Genomic DNA, 16,251 nt, shown 5'->3' with positions numbered 1-16,251 from the left:
CGGCCGCTGGCCGGCATCTGCATGGATCCACCGGCGGTCCAGGGGCTGCCGGCCAGCGGCCGGCACTACCTCTGCGCTCGACGGCATCACACACGCCGGCGTATGGTGGATACCCGTCTCCCTGCCGAGCCGTGCATGTCCCAGCCTGTCATCGCAACCGTACTGGCGCCGCGCATCGCCGGCGCCATCCGCGATGGTTTCGAGGATTACCACGCCCGCTTCGCGGCGATCACCGTTCGCGCCCGCCTGCGTTTCGAGCAGCGCGACTGGGCTGGTGCCCGCCAGGATGCGGTCGAGCGCATTGCCCTGTACGACCTGTGCATCGCCGAACAGATGGACGCGCTGCGTCGCCTGGCCGGTGAGGTGATCGGCGAGCGCGCGCTGTGGCTGCAGGTGCACGCGGAGTACAGCGCGCTGCTGCAGGGGCTGATCGACGCTGAGCTGTACAAGACCTTCTACAACACGTTGTCGCGGCGGCTGTTCGCCACTCGTGGCGTGGATCCGGCGCTGGAGTTCATTGCTTTTGATGTCGAACCGTCCGATGCCATCACCCATCCGGTCGCCCGGCATACCTATGCCGTCTCGCCGACGCGACCGGTGGAGGCGCTGCAGAGGGTACTGGCCGATTACCGCTTCGATATTCCCTATGCTCACCAGCTGCGCTGTGCGGCAGCGATCGCCGTACGCCTGCAGGATGACCTCACGCATTGGGGCGACACGCCGGTGCGCAGCATCGAGCTATTGGATACCGTGTTCTACCGCGAGCGCCGTGCTTATCTGGTCGGTCGGGTGTTCGGCGAGCATCGCTTCTCGCCGTGCGTGATCGCCCTGGTCAATGACGAGCGTGGCCTGCGTGCCGATGCGGTACTGACCCGGCGCCGCGATGTCGCCCACCTGTTCGGCGTGTCACGCAGTTATTTCCAGGCCGATCTGGCCACGGTCGGCGATGCCGTGGTGTTCCTGCGCAGCCTGCTGCCGGGCAAGCCGATCGACGAGATCTACACGGTGCTGGGCCGGGCCAAGCAGGGCAAGACCGAGCGCTACCGAACCTTCTTCCGCCACTTCAACGAGCATCCGCAGGAACGCCTGGTGCATGCCGAAGGCACGCCGGGCATGGTCATGGCGGTGTTCACCCTGCCCAGCTACCCGCTGGTGTTCAAGCTGATCCGCGATCGCTTCGCCTGGCCCAAGGCGATGTCGCGGCAGCAGGTGGAAGAAAAGTATGCGCTGGTGTTCAACCTGGACCGTGTCGGCCGCCTGCTGGACGCACAACCGTATCGCCACCTGCGTTTCCCACGTGACCGCTTCGCTCCGGCATTGCTGGAGGAACTGCTGCAGCAGTGCGCGCAGAGCGTGCGGCTGGATGGCGACGAGGTCGAGATCAACCTGTGCTACGTGCAGCGCCGCTTCCGCCCGTTGAATCTCTACCTGCGTGAGCAGGGCGGTGAGGCGGTGCGCGCGGCGGTGCTCGACTACGCGCAGGCAATCACCGACATGGCGCGCAACAACATCTTCCCCGGCGACATGCTGCCGAAGAACTTCGGCGTCTCGCGGCATGGCCGTGCGGTGTTCTACGACTACGACGAGCTCTGCCTGGTCAGTGACTGCGTGTTCCGTGCCTGGCCGCAGCCGCGCACGCCGGAGGAGGCCATGGCCGACGAGCCCTGGTTCCATGTGGGGCCGCGCGATGTGTTTCCCGAGCGCTTCGGCCCGTTCATGGGCCTGCCTGCCGGCGAGCTGGCGGCGGTACGCGAGCACTACCGGCATCTGTTCGATCCGGCGTGGTGGCAGGGTCTGCAGGAACGCTTCGCCCGCGCGGATTATCCGGATACGCCACCCTATGCTGGCGCGCACCGGCTGGCGTAGCCGGGCCGAGCTGTCCCGGGTGTGAAGACTGCGCTACGCTCAGCGCTCATCACCAAGGATCCGGCAATGATGCGTCCCCCCCTGTTCCTCGCTCTCGCGTTGGCCGTTGGTGCCGGCGCTCCCCTGCTTGCTGGCGACGCCAGCGCGCAGACCACGCGCGCGGTGCGTGCCACCGCGGAGATGAGCATGGTGCTCTCTGGCCATATCGAGGTCACGCCCGAGGGCGCGGTCAGTTCGCTGGTACTGGACCAGAAGTCGATGCTGTCTCCGAGCATCGCGTCCTTCGTGGAGGGCACCATTGGTGGCTGGCGCTTCGAACCCACCCTGCGCGATGGCAAGGCGGTGGCGGCGCGTGCACCATTGCGGGTGCGCCTGCGGGGCAAGGCCATGGCCGATGGTGGCTACGAAGTCAGCATGACCAGCGTCAATTTCAGCGAGTACGATGAGAAAGCCACCGATTCGGTGACCCAAGGGCGCATGACACCCCCTCGTTATCCGGAAGAGGTCTATCGGAGCGGTGGGCAGGGTGAAGTGCTGCTGGTGGTCAAGATCGCGCGTGACGGCAGGGTGGCCGATGTCGTTGCCGAGCAGGTGAACATGACCGTGGTCGGACGCGAGCGCACCCTCGCCAAGATGCGCGAGATCCTGGCCAAGGCCGCCGTCAGCAGTGCCCGCAAGTGGACGTTCAACCCACCGACCACCGGCGAGGCCAGCACCCGCGACAGCTGGACGGTACGCATACCGGTGAATTTCGGCCTGAACGATGATCCCAATGGAGCGGAGCGCTATGGCCGCTGGCGTGCCTTCATTCCTGGCCCGCGGCAGACCGTGCCGTGGCGCAAGGCGGACCCGATCGAGCAGGCCGGCAGCGACCTGCTGCCCGAGGGCGGCATCTACATGGTGGACGGCGCCAGGCGCGGCCTGCGCCTGCTGACCCCGCTGGAGCAGGGCTGACGATCACTGCGGAGCCGGCCAGCCCGGCTCCGCGTCAATCCGCGTACGGGTACACCACCACTCGGTTGCGACCCTGTTCCTTGGCCAGGTACAGCGCCTTGTCGGCCAGCCGCAGCGCCTGCTCGGCGTCGACATGGAAGCTGGGGAAATGCGCCACGCCCAGCGACACGGTGATGGTGCCAACTGGCTCGAACGGATGGTCGGCAATGTGCTGGCGCAGGCGCTCGCCGGCCTGTCGCGCCGATTCGGTGCCGATGCCCGGCAGCAACAGCAGGAACTCCTCGCCACCGGCGCGGCAGAGGATGTCGCTGTCACGCGAGTAGCGGCGCATCTGGTCGGCGATGTGGACGATGGCGGCGTCACCGACGTCATGGCCATGGGCATCGTTGATCGTCTTGAAGCGATCGATGTCCAGCGCCAGGATCGCGAACGGGATGCCCTGCACCTGCAGCGCATCCAGCGCCTGCTGCAGGCCGCGGCGGTTGAGCAGGCCGGTCAGCGGATCGGTGCGGCTGGCACGGTTGAGCGTGCCGATCCGGTCCTGCAGCGCGTTGAAGCTGTGCAGCACCGCCTGCTTGAGCTGGGCGACCTCGAAGTACCAGGCGCGGATGCCGCTGACGTGGTTGATCGCGTTGCCGGTGTCCTCGCCGCCCTGCACGTTGCGCGCCAGCTGCCATAGCGGCAGCGAGATGCGACGGGCGAACCACCAGGTGACCAGCAGCGACAGCAGGCCCAGCGGAATCGCATTCCAGATCACCGCCGTCATCAACCGCGACAGCGGCTGCAGGGTGGATTCGGTCGGGCGCTGGGCGATGATGCCCCAGCCGGTGGCCGGCACCGGCGCATAACCGGCCAGCATCGACACGCCGCGGTTGTTGCGCACCTGCTGCGCACCGCGTTCGCCGCGCACCACCGCCTTCACCGCCGGGTTGCCGACCACGTAGTCGCCCACCCGATCGCCATCGGCGTGGTACAGCAGGCGGCCGTGGCGGTCGACCACGTACAGATAGGAGCCGTCGCGGTAGTAGTGCTTGCCCAGCAGCGTATGCAGCGCGCTGCGCTGGCGCAGGTACAGGGTGCCGCTGACGTAACCGCGATAGTGGCCCTGGCGGTCGAAGATCGGGTGCGACAGCGAGACCAGCAGCTTGCCGGTGGCCGACTGGTACGGGTCGCTGATCATCGGCTGGCGCGCTGCCAGTGCCGCGTTGTTGCCGACGCTGTGCAGTATCTCGCCCTGCAGCTGCAGGGTCTGCGGCGAGGTGGCGATCACCAGCCCATCGGCGTCCACCACCAGCGATGAGTTGAAGCTGTTGGTCTGCAGCTGCAGGCGGCTGGCTTCATCCTGGGCCTGCGTCGGATCGAGGTCGCCCTGGCCGAGGCGGGTGGCGGCATAGGCCAGCTCCTGCTGCGCGGCCAGCAGGAAGTTCTGGGTGGTCTCGGCCAGCTTGGTGGCGTAGACGCGGTTGGCTTCCAGGGTGTTGCCGACCAGCTGGTCGCGCTGCACCCGGTAGCTGGCCAGCAGGGTATTGGCCAGGGCGATGATGGCGCTGAGCAGGGCCAGGGCGAGGATCAGCTTGCCCAGGTTGAGGCGGGGAGACAGCGTTGGCATGCGTCGACGGATCCGGCAGGAGGCTGGACCCGACCGGTTCTCCGGAAGGGGCGACAGCGGGAATCGGTGGCCAGGCCGGCATGGCCGGGCAGGGGGCTGGCGGATTATCGCCAAAAGTCGGCGGCGGCGAAGTGAAGTGGGTCGCCCTGCAGGCAAAAAAAAACCTGCCGCAGCGAGCGGCAGGTTTCCTTCCAATGCAGGACCGGGCCGGGGCTCAGCGCTTCATCGAACCGAAGAACTCGTCGTTGGACTTGGTGTTCTTCATCTTGTCGAGCAGGAACTCCATCGCGGCCATTTCATCCATCGGATGCAGCAGCTTGCGCAGGATCCAGATCTTCTGCAGCAGTTCCGGTTCGATCAGCAGGTCTTCGCGGCGGGTGCCGGAACGGTTGATGTCGATGGCCGGGAACACGCGCTTTTCAGCGATACGGCGGCTCAGGTGCACTTCGCTGTTGCCGGTGCCCTTGAACTCTTCGTAGATCACCTCGTCCATCTTCGAGCCGGTGTCGACCAGCGCAGTGGCGATGATGGTCAGGCTGCCGCCTTCTTCCACGTTACGCGCGGCACCGAAGAAACGCTTCGGACGGTGCAGGGCGTTGGCGTCCACACCACCGGTCAGCACCTTGCCCGAGCTCGGCACCACGTTGTTGTAGGCACGGGCCAAGCGGGTGATCGAGTCGAGCAGGATCACCACGTCCTTCTTGTGCTCGACCAGGCGCTTGGCGCGCTCGATGACCATTTCGGCGACCTGCACGTGGCGCGCGGCCGGCTCGTCGAAGGTCGAGCTGATGACCTCGCCGCGCACCGTGCGCTGCATTTCGGTCACTTCTTCCGGGCGCTCGTCGATCAGCAGCACGATCAGGTGCACGTCCGGATGGTTGGTGGTGATGGCCGTGGCCACCTGCTGCATCATCATCGTTTTACCCGCCTTCGGCTGGGAAACGATGAGCGAGCGCTGGCCCTTGCCCTGCGGCGCCATCAGGTCGAGGATGCGGCCGGTGATGTCTTCCGACGAACCGTTGCCACGCTCCAGGGTGAAGCGGCGGCGCGGGAACAGCGCGGTCAGGTTCTCGAACAGCACCTTGTTCTTCGATGCTTCCAGCGGCTCACCGTTGATGGTGTCCACGATCGACAGCGCGAAGTAGCGTTCGCCATCCTTGGGGAAGCGGATGCGGCCGGACAGGTGGTCGCCGGTGCGCAGGTTGAAGCGACGGATCTGGCTGGGCGAGATGTACGTGTCGTCCGGGCCGGCCAGGTAGCTGGCTTCGGCCGCGCGCAGGAAGCCGAAGCCGTCCGGCAGGATTTCCAGCACGCCGTCGGCGGCAACGCCGTCACCATGGCGGGTCAGCACCTTCAGCAGGGCGAAGATCACGTCCTGCTTGCGCGCGCGCGCCACGCCTTCGGAGATCTGCAGCTGTTCGGCGATCTCCAGCAGCTTCTGTGCCGGCATGCGCTTGAGGTCGCTCAGCGAGTAGACCGGGAAACCTTCCGGCACGCTGGCATGCGGACGCGGCACGAAGGGCTGCTGCTCGCCGTTGTCGTTGGGCATGCCGTCATCGCGGAAGCGACCACCGCCGCCGCCGCCATTGCGATCACGATCGCGGCGGTTGCGGAAACGGTCGCGGCGATTGCCCTGACCCTGACCCTGCTGGTTCTGGTTGTACGGGTTCTGGTTCTGGCCACCGCCCTGGTGGTTCTGCTGCCGCGGCTGGCCGGATTCGCGGCCCTCACCACCGTCACCGCCGCCACTGCTGGCAGGGGCCTCGGCGGCGGGCGCGCTCGGCGCGGGGGCCGCTGCGGCCGGTGCCGGCGCTTCGGGCGCGGCTGCCAGCGGCAGGGTGGGCTGCGCCGGTGCGGCGCTGGTTTCGGCGGCGGCCGGAGCGGCAGCCTTGGCTACGCGGGGCTTGCGCACGCGCTTTTCGGCGGGCGCTTCGGCGCTGCCGGTTTCGGGAGTGTTATCGGACAAGAGCGTTATTCCTCGCTTGAAGGTGCGAGCGCCCGGCTGGGGCGGCGAACGTTGGGAATGGGTCTGGAAGAAACTGCGTCCAGAGGGTGCGGCACGCGAACGCGGCCGGATATGCCGACACTATCATCGGCCCGCGGCGCCGTGCAAGGGTCACCGGGAACTGCATTCATGCTGGCGCGGTATGCGCCCACCGGCAGCCGCAGGTGGCGGCCGCCGGTGTGGTCACGCAGGATCAGGCCAACGCCTTGTCCAGCAGGCCGGCCAGCTGGGCCTTGCCCACCGCACCGATCTGCTCGCCGACCTTCTCGCCGTCCTTGAACACGACCAGGTACGGGATCGAGCGCACGTGGTACTTGGCGGCCAGCGCACGGTTGTGGTCGACGTTGACCTTGGCGATCTTGGCGCGGCCCTGGTAGGCATCGGCCAGTTCGTCCAGCGCCGGGGCGATCATCTTGCACGGGCCACACCACTCGGCCCAGAAATCGACCAGCACCGGTTCCTTGGAATTCAGCACTGCGCTATCAAAGTCGGCGTCGCCGACATGTACAACCTTGTCGCTCATCTTGGTTTCTCGTCTTGGATTGCACCCGGCCATGCCGGAGGTGGGTGAACTGGGCCATGCCCGGTGGCGCGACCCTCGTCGTTGCCTCGCGGCGCACTGCCGCGGTGCGTTCGGCGGGATGCCTGGACGCTCACGGCCGGCAGTGTACCCCTATCGCAGGGCAGGGACAGGCGCCGGCTGGAACCCAGCGTATCGTGATCGCTTCGAAGCCTGATATGTGTCGGATTTCACTGTCTTCCTGTACATGGGGCTGGCAGCGGGCGACACCAGCGCTCCCTGCAGGGCCGTTCAAGCCTGGTGTTGCTGGGTGAAGGGCCTGCGTCTCTCTGTTTCATGAGACAGGCCGTTCCGGTTTGTCGGCCCGAGTGCGTTAAACTGGGACATTGAGCGGCGCGCGGACCCGGTGGTCCCGGCCCGCCGACCCGCCGCAGGGGCCGCAGTTTGCGACGGTGCCCCCAGACGATGCAGTGCCGCCCGCCCGCTGGCCGGTGGCCATACCAAGACGGACTCATGAGCGACAAACCGCTGACCGATTTGACCTTTTCCTCCTTCGAGCTGCATCCGGCCCTGCAGGCTGGCCTTGAAGGAGCCGGATTCACCCGCTGCACCCCGATCCAGGCGTTGACCCTGCCGGTCGCGCTGCCCGGCGGTGATGTTGCCGGCCAGGCGCAGACCGGTACCGGCAAGACGCTGGCCTTCCTGGTCGCTGTCGTGAACCGCCTGCTGACCCGCCCGGCCCTGGCCGACCGCAAGCCGGAAGACCCGCGTGCGCTGATCCTGGCGCCGACCCGCGAACTGGCCATCCAGATCCACAAGGATGCGGTGAAGTTCGGTTCCGACCTGGGCCTGCGCTTCGCGCTGGTCTACGGCGGCGTCGACTACGACAAGCAGCGCGAGATCCTGCAGCAGGGCGTGGACGTGATCATCGCCACCCCGGGCCGCCTGATCGACTACGTCAAGCAGCACAAGGTGGTCTCGCTGCACGCCTGCGAGATCTGCGTGCTGGACGAAGCCGACCGCATGTTCGACCTGGGCTTCATCAAGGACATCCGCTTCCTGCTGCGCCGCATGCCCGAGCGCACCACCCGCCAGACCCTGCTGTTCAGTGCCACCCTCAGCCACCGCGTGCTGGAGCTGGCCTACGAGCACATGAACGAGCCGCAGAAGCTGGTGGTCGAAGCCGAGACCATCACCGCCGCCCGCGTGCGCCAGCGCATCTACTTCCCGGCCGACGACGAGAAGATCCCGCTGCTGCTGGGCCTGCTGTCGCGCAGCGAAGGCGCCCGCACCATGGTCTTCGTCAACACCAAGGTGTTCGTCGAGCGCGTGGCCCGTTCGCTGGAAAAGGCCGGCTACCGCGTCGGCGTGCTGTCCGGCGACGTGCCGCAGAAGAAGCGCGAGAGCCTGCTCAACCGCTTCCAGAAGGGCCAGCTGGAAATCCTGGTCGCCACCGACGTGGCCGCGCGCGGCCTGCACATCGATGGCATCAAGTACGTCTACAACTACGACCTGCCGTTCGACGCTGAAGATTACGTGCACCGCATCGGCCGTACCGCGCGCCTGGGCGAAGAGGGCGATGCGATCAGCTTCGCCTGCGAGCGCTACGCGATGGGCCTGCCGGACATCGAGGCCTACATCGAGCAGAAGATTCCGTCCGAGCCGGTCACCAAGGAACTGCTGACCCCGCTGCCGCGCCCGGAACGCCCGGCCCCGGCGGCAGGCGAGGACGGCGAGGACAACGAGAGCGTCGGCCAGATCTTCCGTGAAGCGCGCGAAGCCCGCGCCGCCGAAGAAGAGCGTCGTGGCGGCGGCCGTAGTGGCGGCCGCTCTGGCAGTGGCGGTGGCCGCAGTGGTCGTGACGGCGAGCGCAGCGGCGAACGCCGCCCGCGTGGCCCGCGCAAGCCGCGCGTGGAAGGCGAGCAGGCTGCCGCCGCCCCGGTTGCTGGCGCCGAGGCTGCCGCGGCCCAGGCCCCGCGTCCGCCGCGCCCGCCGCGTGCCGAAGGTGCACCGGATATGGCAGTGGATGGCGAGCACAAGCCGCGCAAGCGTCGTCGTCGTCGCCACGGCCGTCCGGTCGAAGGCGCCGAAGGCGTGCAGGCCAATGCCGGTAATGGTGCCGGCCCGGTTACCCCGGTGCAGGTGGTGGCCAAGCCGGTGCGCACCGCCGCCGATACCGGTGATTCGTTCCTGACCCGCATCGGCCGCAAGATCCGCCGGATGCTGTCGGGCAGCTGATCGGCGCTGCCGATCAGCGGGTAGCACCCGACCGTTGGTCGGGTGACCTTGACCGGTGTGCCGACCAACGGTCGGCACCCACCGATGCAGCAGGTAGCGCCGGGCCATGCCCGGCGAGCGCAGCGGCAGATCGAAAAATCCGCCGGGCATGGCCCGGCGCTACCGATCCGTCGCGCGGCTCCTGCATAATCGGGGCATGAGTGTCCTGCGCTTCGACAATGTCAGCAAACAGTACGCCGGTGGCCACGAGGCGCTGACCGATGTCAGCTTCGAGGTCGCGCCGGGCGAGATGCTGTTCGTCACCGGCCATTCCGGTGCGGGCAAGAGCACCCTGCTCAAGTTGATCCACCTGGACGAGCGGCCCAGCCGTGGCGCGGTGGTGTTCGACGAGCGCAACCTGCTGAAGGTGCGCGGCGGCGATGTGCCCCGCCACCGTCGCGCGGTCGGCGCGGTCTACCAGGACCACCGCCTGCTGATGGACCGCTCGATTGCCGAGAACGTGGCACTGCCGCTGATCCTGCGCGGCACCCGCCGTGGCGACATCAACAAGCGGGTGCGCTCGGTACTGGAACGAATGGGCCTGGGACACCGCGAGAAGGCGCTGCCCTCGCAGCTGTCCGCCGGCGAGCAGCAGCGCGTCGGCATCGCCCGCGCCATCGTCGGCGAACCCAAGCTGCTGGTGGCCGACGAGCCGACCGGCAACCTCGACCCGACCCTGGCGGCGGAGATCATGGCGCTGTTCGCCGAGCTGCCCGCGCGCGGCACCAGCGTGCTGGTGGTCAGCCACGACCTGCCGCTGCTGCGCCGCATGCGCAAGCGCGTGCTGATCCTTGACCACGGCCGGCTGGTGGATGACATCTCGCCGCAGGACCTGGCGGAGTAATCGATGGCGAAGAACGAAAACAGCGAAGCCGCCGCCCCGTCGCGCGTGGGTGTCTGGTTCCAGCACCACGTGCACAGCGTGGTGTTCAGCCTCGGCCGCGCCTGCCGCAAGCCGTGGGCGACCCTGCTGACGGTGATGGTCATGGCACTGGCGCTGGCCCTGCCGCTGGGCCTGTCGATCGCGCTGGACAACCTCAAGCAGTTCGCCGGCAGCGTGCAGCAGTCGCGCGACATCAACGTGTTCCTGAAGGGCAATGTCGATAGCCCCGGCGCGCTGCGCCTGGCCGGGCAGCTGCGCGACCGTGACGACGTTGCCGAAGTGGCTGTGCGTACGCCCGAGCAGGGCCTGCAGGAACTGCGCGATGCCGGCCTCGGCGAGGCGATCGATGCGCTCAACGACAACCCGCTGCCGTCGCTGCTGGTGATCACTCCCGGCCAGGGCAAGGACGATGCGCGCCTGGCGCGCGCGCTGGAAAGCCTGCCCGAGGCCGACCTGGTGCAACACGACGCGCTGTGGCGCCAGCGCCTGGATGCCTGGCTCGCCTTTGGCGCGCGGCTGGTGCAGGTGCTGTCGGTACTGCTTGGCGTCGGTGCCGCATTGGTGGTCGGCAACACCGTGCGCCTGGACATCCAGGCCCGCCGTGAAGAGATCGGCGTGCTGCAGCTGCTGGGTGCCAGCGATGGCTTCATCCGCCGTCCGTTCCTGTACCTGGGCGCCTGGTATGGCCTGGGCGCCGGCGCGGTGGCGCTGGCCCTGATCGCCGCCGCCGGTGCTGCGCTGCGCATGCCGCTGGCCGAACTCTCGCGCAGCTACGGCAGCCCGTTCGTGCTGCACGGCCTGGACCTGCTGCATGGCGGCCTGGTCCTGCTCGGCACGCTGCTGCTGGGCTGGCTGGGAGCGTGGCTGGTGACCGGCCATTTCCTGCGCCAGACCCGACCGACCGACACCTGAGGCCGGCATGCAACCGCAAGCGTTGAAGCACCTTGAGGGGCCCGCGACGCGGGTGATGGTGGTCGATGGCTCGAAGCTGGTACGCAAGCTGATCGCCGACGTGCTGAGGCGTGACCTGCCCGGCGTGGAGGTGATCGGCTGCGACAGCATCGAGGAATCGCAGCAGGCGCTGGCGCAGGGTCCGGTGGACCTGGTGACCACCTCGCTGACCCTGCGTGATGGCGACGGCCTGGCATTGGCGCGGATGATCCGCGAAGCGGCTGGCCAGGCCTATGTACCGGTGATCGTGGTCTCCGGCGACGCCCAGCAGCACCTGGAGCAGCGCCGCTTCACCGAGTACGTCACCGACTATTTCGACAAGGCGTTGGGCCATGAGGCACTGGCGACCTTCATCCGCGGCTATGTGCAGCCGCAGACCATTCCCGGCGCCACCATCCTCTATATCGAGGACAGCCGCGTGGTGGCCGAGGCCACCAAGCGCATGCTGGAGCGCCAGCAGTTGAATGTGCTGCACGTGGTCAGCGCCGAAGAGGCGTTCACCCTGCTCACCGCCGAGTCGCTGGGCCGCAGCCGCCACCGCATCGACCTGGTGCTGACCGACGTCACCCTGAAGGGTGAACTGAGCGGCCGCGACGTGGTGCAGCGCGTGCGCGTGGACTTCGGCTACGGCAAGCGCCGCCTGCCGGTGCTGGTGATGACCGGCGATGGCAATCCGCACAACCAGACCGGGCTGCTGCAGTCCGGCGCCAACGACCTGGTGCTCAAGCCGATCGAAGAACGGCTGCTGGTCACCAAGGTGCTGTTCCAGCTGCGGCTGGCCCGATTGAACGATGGACCCCTGATTCGATGATGGATGAAGTAGCCGACACCCCGACGATCCAGCTGGAACCGAGCTGGAAGCAGCATGTCGGCGATTACCTGCTGCAGCCGCAGATGCGCGAGCTGTCCAGCTTCCTGCGCCAGCGCAAGGCCAGTGGCGCGGCGGTGTTCCCGCCCGGCCCGCAGATCTTCGCCGCGTTCGATGCCACGCCGTTCGAACAGGCGAAGGTGGTCATCCTCGGCCAGGACCCGTACCACGGCCGTGGCCAGGCCCATGGGTTGAGCTTCTCGGTGCCGCCGGGCGTGCCGGTGCCGCCGTCGCTGCTGAACATCTACAAGGAGATCGAGAGCGATCTCGGTATCCCGCGCCCGGACCATGGCTGCCTGATTCCGTGGGCGCAGCGTGGCGTACTGCTGCTCAATGCCGTGCTGACGGTGGAAGAGGGCAAGGCCGGCGCCCATCAGGGGCGCGGCTGGGAAGGCTTCACCGACCACGTGGTGGACGTGCTCAACCGTGAGCGCGAAGGGCTGGTGTTCATGCTGTGGGGCGCCTATGCGCAGCAGAAGGGCAAGGTCATCGATACCCGCCGCCATCGCGTGCTGAAGTCGCCGCACCCGTCGCCGCTGTCGGCCCATCGCGGCTTCCTCGGCTGCCGCCATTTCTCGATGGCCAACGAGTACCTGCAGCGCTGCGGGCAGGCCCCGATCGACTGGTCGCTGCCGCCGCGTTCGGCGCTCTGAGCGTAAGCCGGGCCCGCGCCCGGCCTATGCCACAGGGAGGAGCGATGCAGATTCAGTGGGTTTTGTCGCGGCGGTAGTACGCACGCGCACCATCGGCCAGCACGCTGAGGGCCTGTACCGTACCGTCGCCTCCGCGATGGAACAGCAGTTCCGCACCTGCGCTGCCGGCCAGGAAGCGCACCGGCGTCACGGGCTGAAGTGCGATGGCCTTGTCTCGACCTGGCAGGCGCAGTTCCAGCCCACCTTCATTCGCCTGCACGTCCAGCGTCTGGGCCTCGAACCAGTCGGCCAGTCCGCCGCGGACATCCATCGGCAACGCATCGTCGAGGACAAACCGGCCGCTGAAGCGAGGATAGCTGTCCCGCAGAAACGCTGGGTCCAATGTGCGGATGAGTGGTTTGGCGTTGTGGCCGAGCACATCGGACAGGGCGTTGCGGATTTCTGCGCGAAGCGCCGGCCCGTTGTCACCATTGGTCAGGATGACGAAGCCGTCGCCGCTTTCCGGATATCCCTCGATACCGGCGTGGTAGCTGTCGTTGCTGCCGTTATGGAAGAAGCGCCGGGCGGCGCCGTAGCCGGCGAGCTCCGGCCCCAGTCCCCGGCCGGCCGGGGCCACTTCGCTGACCATCTGCAGGGCCAACGACTGCGGCAGCCATCCATCCTTGGTGCGGATGCTGCGCAGCAAGGCCGCGACGAACAGGCCCATGTCATTGGCGCTGGTCCACAGCCCCGACGCCGCCTGTTCTGGAAAGCTCTGCCAGCCGCGTGGCAGGGCCTCCGGCAGGCCCTTGTTGTCGTGCGCATGGGCAACGTTGCCGTAGCCGGCAGGCAAGGGATTCTGATACGTGCTGCGCGACATGCCCAGTGGCGAGAAAACCTCGCGTTGTGCGACCTCAGCGAATGCTCTGCCGGTCAGATCTTCGATCGCCAGCTGCACCACCGTGTAGCCGCCACCGGAATAGTCGACCTGCTGGCCGGGTGCGTGGATCAGGCGTACCGGCTCATTCTTTGCAGGCGCCAGTCCATCCAGTGTCTGCAGCAAGGTCGGAAGGCGTTCGGCGGGCTGGTAGTCCTGGAAGCCATGCACGTTGAAGCCGGCAGTGTGCGAGAGCAGCATGCGCAGGTTGATCGGCGGGTGCTGTCCCTGCGAATCGGCAGGCAGGTGCCAGCGGCGCAGGCGATGGTCGATGTTCTCCTCCAGCGAGACCTTGCCGGCAGCAACCAGCTTCAGGGTGGTTGCCGCAGTGCCCATTTTGCTGACCGAGCCGACCGAGAACACGGTATCGGCATCCACCGCGTCGCGCGTGCCGGCCTGGCGCAGGCCGTATCCGGCGGCGTACACCACCTTGCCATCGCGGATCACCGCAATGGCGGCACCCGGTACCTTGTAGTGGGTCAGGCGTTCTTCGATCGACCACTGCGGCAGCGCGGCGCCCAGCTGCGCGGTGCTGGGGCGCAGGCCATGGGCCATAGCCTGGGCAAAGCGCGCAGCGTCTTCAGCGCTGGCGTCAGTGGCCATCACGTGGAACGGGGTCAGGCAGACCAGCAGTGAACACAGCAACAGGCGGTTCATCATCGACATCCTTGCAGGAGTGGAAGAGGGGCGGGATCGGCGCACGCGTTGCCACGCACGCCTGTCGCGTCCGGTCGTTGCGGGTGGAACGGGTTACCGCCGCAGCGCAGGAGGCGATGCGGCGGAGGCGTCAGCGTCGTTCGCGGCGGGCGCCCTGCGCCAGCAGGTAATCGCGCACGGCCGCGTTGCCAGCCTGGTTCAGCGGTGTCCGCCAGCGCCCCAGCCAGCCGTCGGCTTCCACGCCCAGGTTGATGTCGGCGCCGTGCGCGAGCAGGAACTGCACGGTGACCAGGTGCCCTTCGCGCGAGGCATTTATCAGTGGCGTCTCGTCATAGGTCACGACCCGGTTGACGTCGGCACCAGCCTGCACAAGTTGCTCGACGATGGGTTGCAGGCCCAGCGCGGAAGCGACGATCAACGGATTGCCTTCGCCCAGTGCGGCACGATCAGGGTCGGCGCCCAGTTGCAGCAGCGTGTCGACCATCGCCGGATCGCGTGCACGGATGGCCTGGATCAGCGCCGTGCCATCACCGAGCACGCGTGCATCAAGATCGACGCCGGCCGCCGCCAACAGACGGACCTGCGCGACGTCATGCGTGCTGGCGGCCTGGAACAGCTTGATGACGCGCGTATCGGAGGCGCTCGCAGCCGGTGATGGGGCGAGCCGTGGTGAGATAGCCACGGCGGTGCCGGTGCAGGCCAGCAGAAGCAGCAGGCCCAGCACCAACAGGCTGCGGTGCCGGGGTGTGGGTGGCCCGGCGTCCACCAGCTGATCAATGCGCTGCGCCAGCTGGCTGCGCGCACTGAACATACCCAGTGCAAGCGTCGGCGCCTCCTCGCGCAGGGCCTGCAGCTGTTCGACGCTGGCCAGCAGCGAACCTGCATAGTCCAGCGGTTCGCGTGCCTGCATCGCAGCGCGTGCATCACAGGCCATCTCGCGCAGTACCGCCAGGCGTGCCTGGGCAAGGTGCAGGAGCGGATTCCACCAGAACAGCGCTGTTCCCGCCCGCAGCAGCGTGCTTGTCCACAGGTCGCGCCGTTGCAGGTGTGCAACCTCGTGGCGGACGATGTCGCGCAGCACGTTGTTGTCCAGGCGTGCCAGCAAGGGACGGGGCAGGAGGATCTGCGGGTGCCACAGGCCGACGACCATCGGCCCGTCGACGGCGCAGGTGGCGATCATCACGTGGGCGGGCACGATGTCGGCCAGGACCGCGCGCAGTCCGGCGGTCGCCGGTTGCGCCAGCCGCCGCAGCCGGCGTGCGTGCAGCATCGCGTCCAGCAGGCGCATGCCCAGCCACAGGGTGCCCAGCAGCCACAGCAGTGCAAGCAGTGTCGGCAGGGTTTTCGGCAGTTCGACGTAGTAGATGTCGGGCTGTCGTCCGGCTTCGAAGATGGCTTCTTCCGCCGTTGCCCCTTCGCCGGGCATGGGGTGGAACGCGGCTGCGGGCGGTGCCGGTGCGGGCAGGGTGGTCGACCAGCCCGGCAGGAACGCGCTGAGTGGCAACAGCAGGGCCGCTGCCATCGCTGCGGTCAGCAGCCAGGAGCGTTGTTCGGCACTGAGGGCCTGCCGCCGTGCCAGCCACAGCGCGGGCAGCAGCACAATTGTGGACAACAGCAACTGTCGTACGCCCAATGCCATTGCCAGGTCGATGAGGTTCATTCCTTCCTCCCGGCCCTGGCATCGCTGACGCGCTGCTGCAGTGCCTGCAGTTCATTGCGGTCGATTTCGCGTTCGTCCACCAAGTGTTGTGCCAGCACGTTCGGTGAGCCGTCGAAGAACTGATGCAGAAGATGGTCAAGCGCTTGCCGGCGGGCCTGTTCGCGGCTGAGCGTGGCGTGATAGATGTAGGCGCGACCTTCCTGGCGATGGCTGACAAAGCCTTTCTTCGCCAGCACGTTGAACATGGTCAGCACCGTGGTGTACGCGACCGGCTTTTGTTGGCCGAGCACATCCGCCACATCGCGCACGGACGCTTCGCCCTTGTCCCAGAGGATGTCCAGGATGGCCTGCTCGGCGGGAGTGGGATTCTGCGAGACAGGGCGGGCCATGCGCTTCTACGTATGAATTAGTTGATGCATCGGAGCATGTCGC

General features: G+C 67.5%; 13 protein-coding genes. 7 read left to right on the top strand and 6 right to left on the bottom strand.

Translation table 11 applies throughout. From position 1 onward, the window contains the following. The first annotated feature begins 135 nt into the window (after positions 1-135). Positions 136-1,866, top strand: a complete 1,731-nt coding sequence (gene aceK / locus AC0Z6F_RS13180) for a bifunctional isocitrate dehydrogenase kinase/phosphatase (protein WP_032973371.1) — start codon at positions 136-138, stop codon at positions 1,864-1,866. Positions 1,867-1,932: 66 nt separating this feature from the next. Beyond that, on the top strand, positions 1,933-2,820 hold the full coding sequence (locus AC0Z6F_RS13175) for an energy transducer TonB (RefSeq protein WP_006398039.1): 888 nt from the start codon (positions 1,933-1,935) through the stop codon (positions 2,818-2,820). A gap of 34 nt (positions 2,821-2,854) precedes the next feature. Here the strand turns inward: AC0Z6F_RS13175 and AC0Z6F_RS13170 are convergent, their stop codons facing one another. The 3 genes from AC0Z6F_RS13170 to trxA form a co-directional block, all read right to left on the bottom strand. Next, the gene (locus AC0Z6F_RS13170; RefSeq protein WP_012512290.1) at positions 2,855-4,429 is read right to left on the bottom strand and encodes a sensor domain-containing diguanylate cyclase; all 1,575 of its coding nucleotides are present in this window, start codon (positions 4,427-4,429) and stop codon (positions 2,855-2,857) included. 214 nt (positions 4,430-4,643) lie between these two features. After that, positions 4,644-6,395 (bottom strand): transcription termination factor Rho, encoded by a 1,752-nt coding sequence (gene rho / locus AC0Z6F_RS13165; RefSeq protein WP_065723569.1) that lies wholly within the window; start codon positions 6,393-6,395, stop codon positions 4,644-4,646. A gap of 232 nt (positions 6,396-6,627) precedes the next feature. After that, on the bottom strand, positions 6,628-6,957 hold the full coding sequence (trxA, locus tag AC0Z6F_RS13160; protein WP_005411275.1) for a thioredoxin: 330 nt from the start codon (positions 6,955-6,957) through the stop codon (positions 6,628-6,630). Positions 6,958-7,467: 510 nt separating this feature from the next. Between trxA and rhlB the strand changes: the two genes are divergently transcribed. The 5 genes from rhlB to ung all read left to right on the top strand — a co-directional run bounded on the left by rhlB (position 7,468) and on the right by ung (position 12,586). Beyond that, positions 7,468-9,192 (top strand): ATP-dependent RNA helicase RhlB, encoded by a 1,725-nt coding sequence (gene rhlB, locus AC0Z6F_RS13155; RefSeq protein WP_100435346.1) that lies wholly within the window; start codon positions 7,468-7,470, stop codon positions 9,190-9,192. Positions 9,193-9,388: 196 nt separating this feature from the next. Next, positions 9,389-10,075: a cell division ATP-binding protein FtsE gene (gene ftsE, locus AC0Z6F_RS13150; protein ID WP_019338976.1), complete on the top strand. Its 687-nt coding sequence runs from the start codon at positions 9,389-9,391 to the stop codon at positions 10,073-10,075. 3 nt (positions 10,076-10,078) lie between these two features. Further along, positions 10,079-11,026, top strand: coding sequence for a permease-like cell division protein FtsX (gene ftsX, locus AC0Z6F_RS13145; protein WP_100435345.1), 948 nt, complete (start codon positions 10,079-10,081; stop codon positions 11,024-11,026). 7 nt (positions 11,027-11,033) lie between these two features. Further along, positions 11,034-11,876, top strand: a complete 843-nt coding sequence (locus AC0Z6F_RS13140) for a response regulator (RefSeq protein WP_448123484.1) — start codon at positions 11,034-11,036, stop codon at positions 11,874-11,876. Next, on the top strand, positions 11,873-12,586 hold the full coding sequence (gene ung, locus AC0Z6F_RS13135; protein WP_485618040.1) for a uracil-DNA glycosylase: 714 nt from the start codon (positions 11,873-11,875) through the stop codon (positions 12,584-12,586). Before AC0Z6F_RS13140 ends, ung begins: the two co-directional genes overlap by 4 nt. A 52-nt stretch (positions 12,587-12,638) precedes the next feature. Here the strand turns inward: ung and AC0Z6F_RS13130 are convergent, their stop codons facing one another. The 3 genes from AC0Z6F_RS13130 to AC0Z6F_RS13120 all read right to left on the bottom strand — a co-directional run bounded on the left by AC0Z6F_RS13130 (position 12,639) and on the right by AC0Z6F_RS13120 (position 16,208). Next, the gene (locus tag AC0Z6F_RS13130) at positions 12,639-14,159 is read right to left on the bottom strand and encodes a serine hydrolase domain-containing protein (protein WP_485618042.1); all 1,521 of its coding nucleotides are present in this window, start codon (positions 14,157-14,159) and stop codon (positions 12,639-12,641) included. A gap of 130 nt (positions 14,160-14,289) precedes the next feature. Further along, positions 14,290-15,819 (bottom strand): M56 family metallopeptidase, encoded by a 1,530-nt coding sequence (locus AC0Z6F_RS13125; protein ID WP_012512283.1) that lies wholly within the window; start codon positions 15,817-15,819, stop codon positions 14,290-14,292. After that, positions 15,816-16,208: a BlaI/MecI/CopY family transcriptional regulator gene (locus tag AC0Z6F_RS13120; protein WP_012512282.1), complete on the bottom strand. Its 393-nt coding sequence runs from the start codon at positions 16,206-16,208 to the stop codon at positions 15,816-15,818. The genes AC0Z6F_RS13125 and AC0Z6F_RS13120 overlap by 4 nt, the downstream gene beginning before the upstream one ends. Positions 16,209-16,251: the final 43 nt, after the last annotated feature.

This window comes from Stenotrophomonas sp. 1L-E-5-B-C3 (assembly GCF_057292075.1).
The sequence above is the reverse complement of the archived record's forward strand: the minus strand, read 5'-3'. Positions and strand labels throughout refer to the sequence as shown.

What these genes read in the sequence shown, in the direction of transcription:
- AC0Z6F_RS13170 (WP_012512290.1), bottom strand. Translation starts at nt 4,429, where the DNA reads ATGCCAACGCTGTCTCCCCGCCTCAACCTGGGCAAGCTGATCCTCGCC.
- AC0Z6F_RS13125 (WP_012512283.1), bottom strand. Translation starts at nt 15,819, where the DNA reads ATGAACCTCATCGACCTGGCAATGGCATTGGGCGTACGACAGTTGCTG.
- AC0Z6F_RS13140 (WP_448123484.1), top strand. Translation starts at nt 11,034, where the DNA reads ATGCAACCGCAAGCGTTGAAGCACCTTGAGGGGCCCGCGACGCGGGTG.
- ftsX (WP_100435345.1), top strand. Translation starts at nt 10,079, where the DNA reads ATGGCGAAGAACGAAAACAGCGAAGCCGCCGCCCCGTCGCGCGTGGGT.
- AC0Z6F_RS13175 (WP_006398039.1), top strand. Translation starts at nt 1,933, where the DNA reads ATGATGCGTCCCCCCCTGTTCCTCGCTCTCGCGTTGGCCGTTGGTGCC.
- AC0Z6F_RS13120 (WP_012512282.1), bottom strand. Translation starts at nt 16,208, where the DNA reads ATGGCCCGCCCTGTCTCGCAGAATCCCACTCCCGCCGAGCAGGCCATC.
- rhlB (WP_100435346.1), top strand. Translation starts at nt 7,468, where the DNA reads ATGAGCGACAAACCGCTGACCGATTTGACCTTTTCCTCCTTCGAGCTG.
- AC0Z6F_RS13130 (WP_485618042.1), bottom strand. Translation starts at nt 14,159, where the DNA reads ATGAACCGCCTGTTGCTGTGTTCACTGCTGGTCTGCCTGACCCCGTTC.
- trxA (WP_005411275.1), bottom strand. Translation starts at nt 6,957, where the DNA reads ATGAGCGACAAGGTTGTACATGTCGGCGACGCCGACTTTGATAGCGCA.
- ftsE (WP_019338976.1), top strand. Translation starts at nt 9,389, where the DNA reads ATGAGTGTCCTGCGCTTCGACAATGTCAGCAAACAGTACGCCGGTGGC.
- ung (WP_485618040.1), top strand. Translation starts at nt 11,873, where the DNA reads ATGATGGATGAAGTAGCCGACACCCCGACGATCCAGCTGGAACCGAGC.
- aceK (WP_032973371.1), top strand. Translation starts at nt 136, where the DNA reads ATGTCCCAGCCTGTCATCGCAACCGTACTGGCGCCGCGCATCGCCGGC.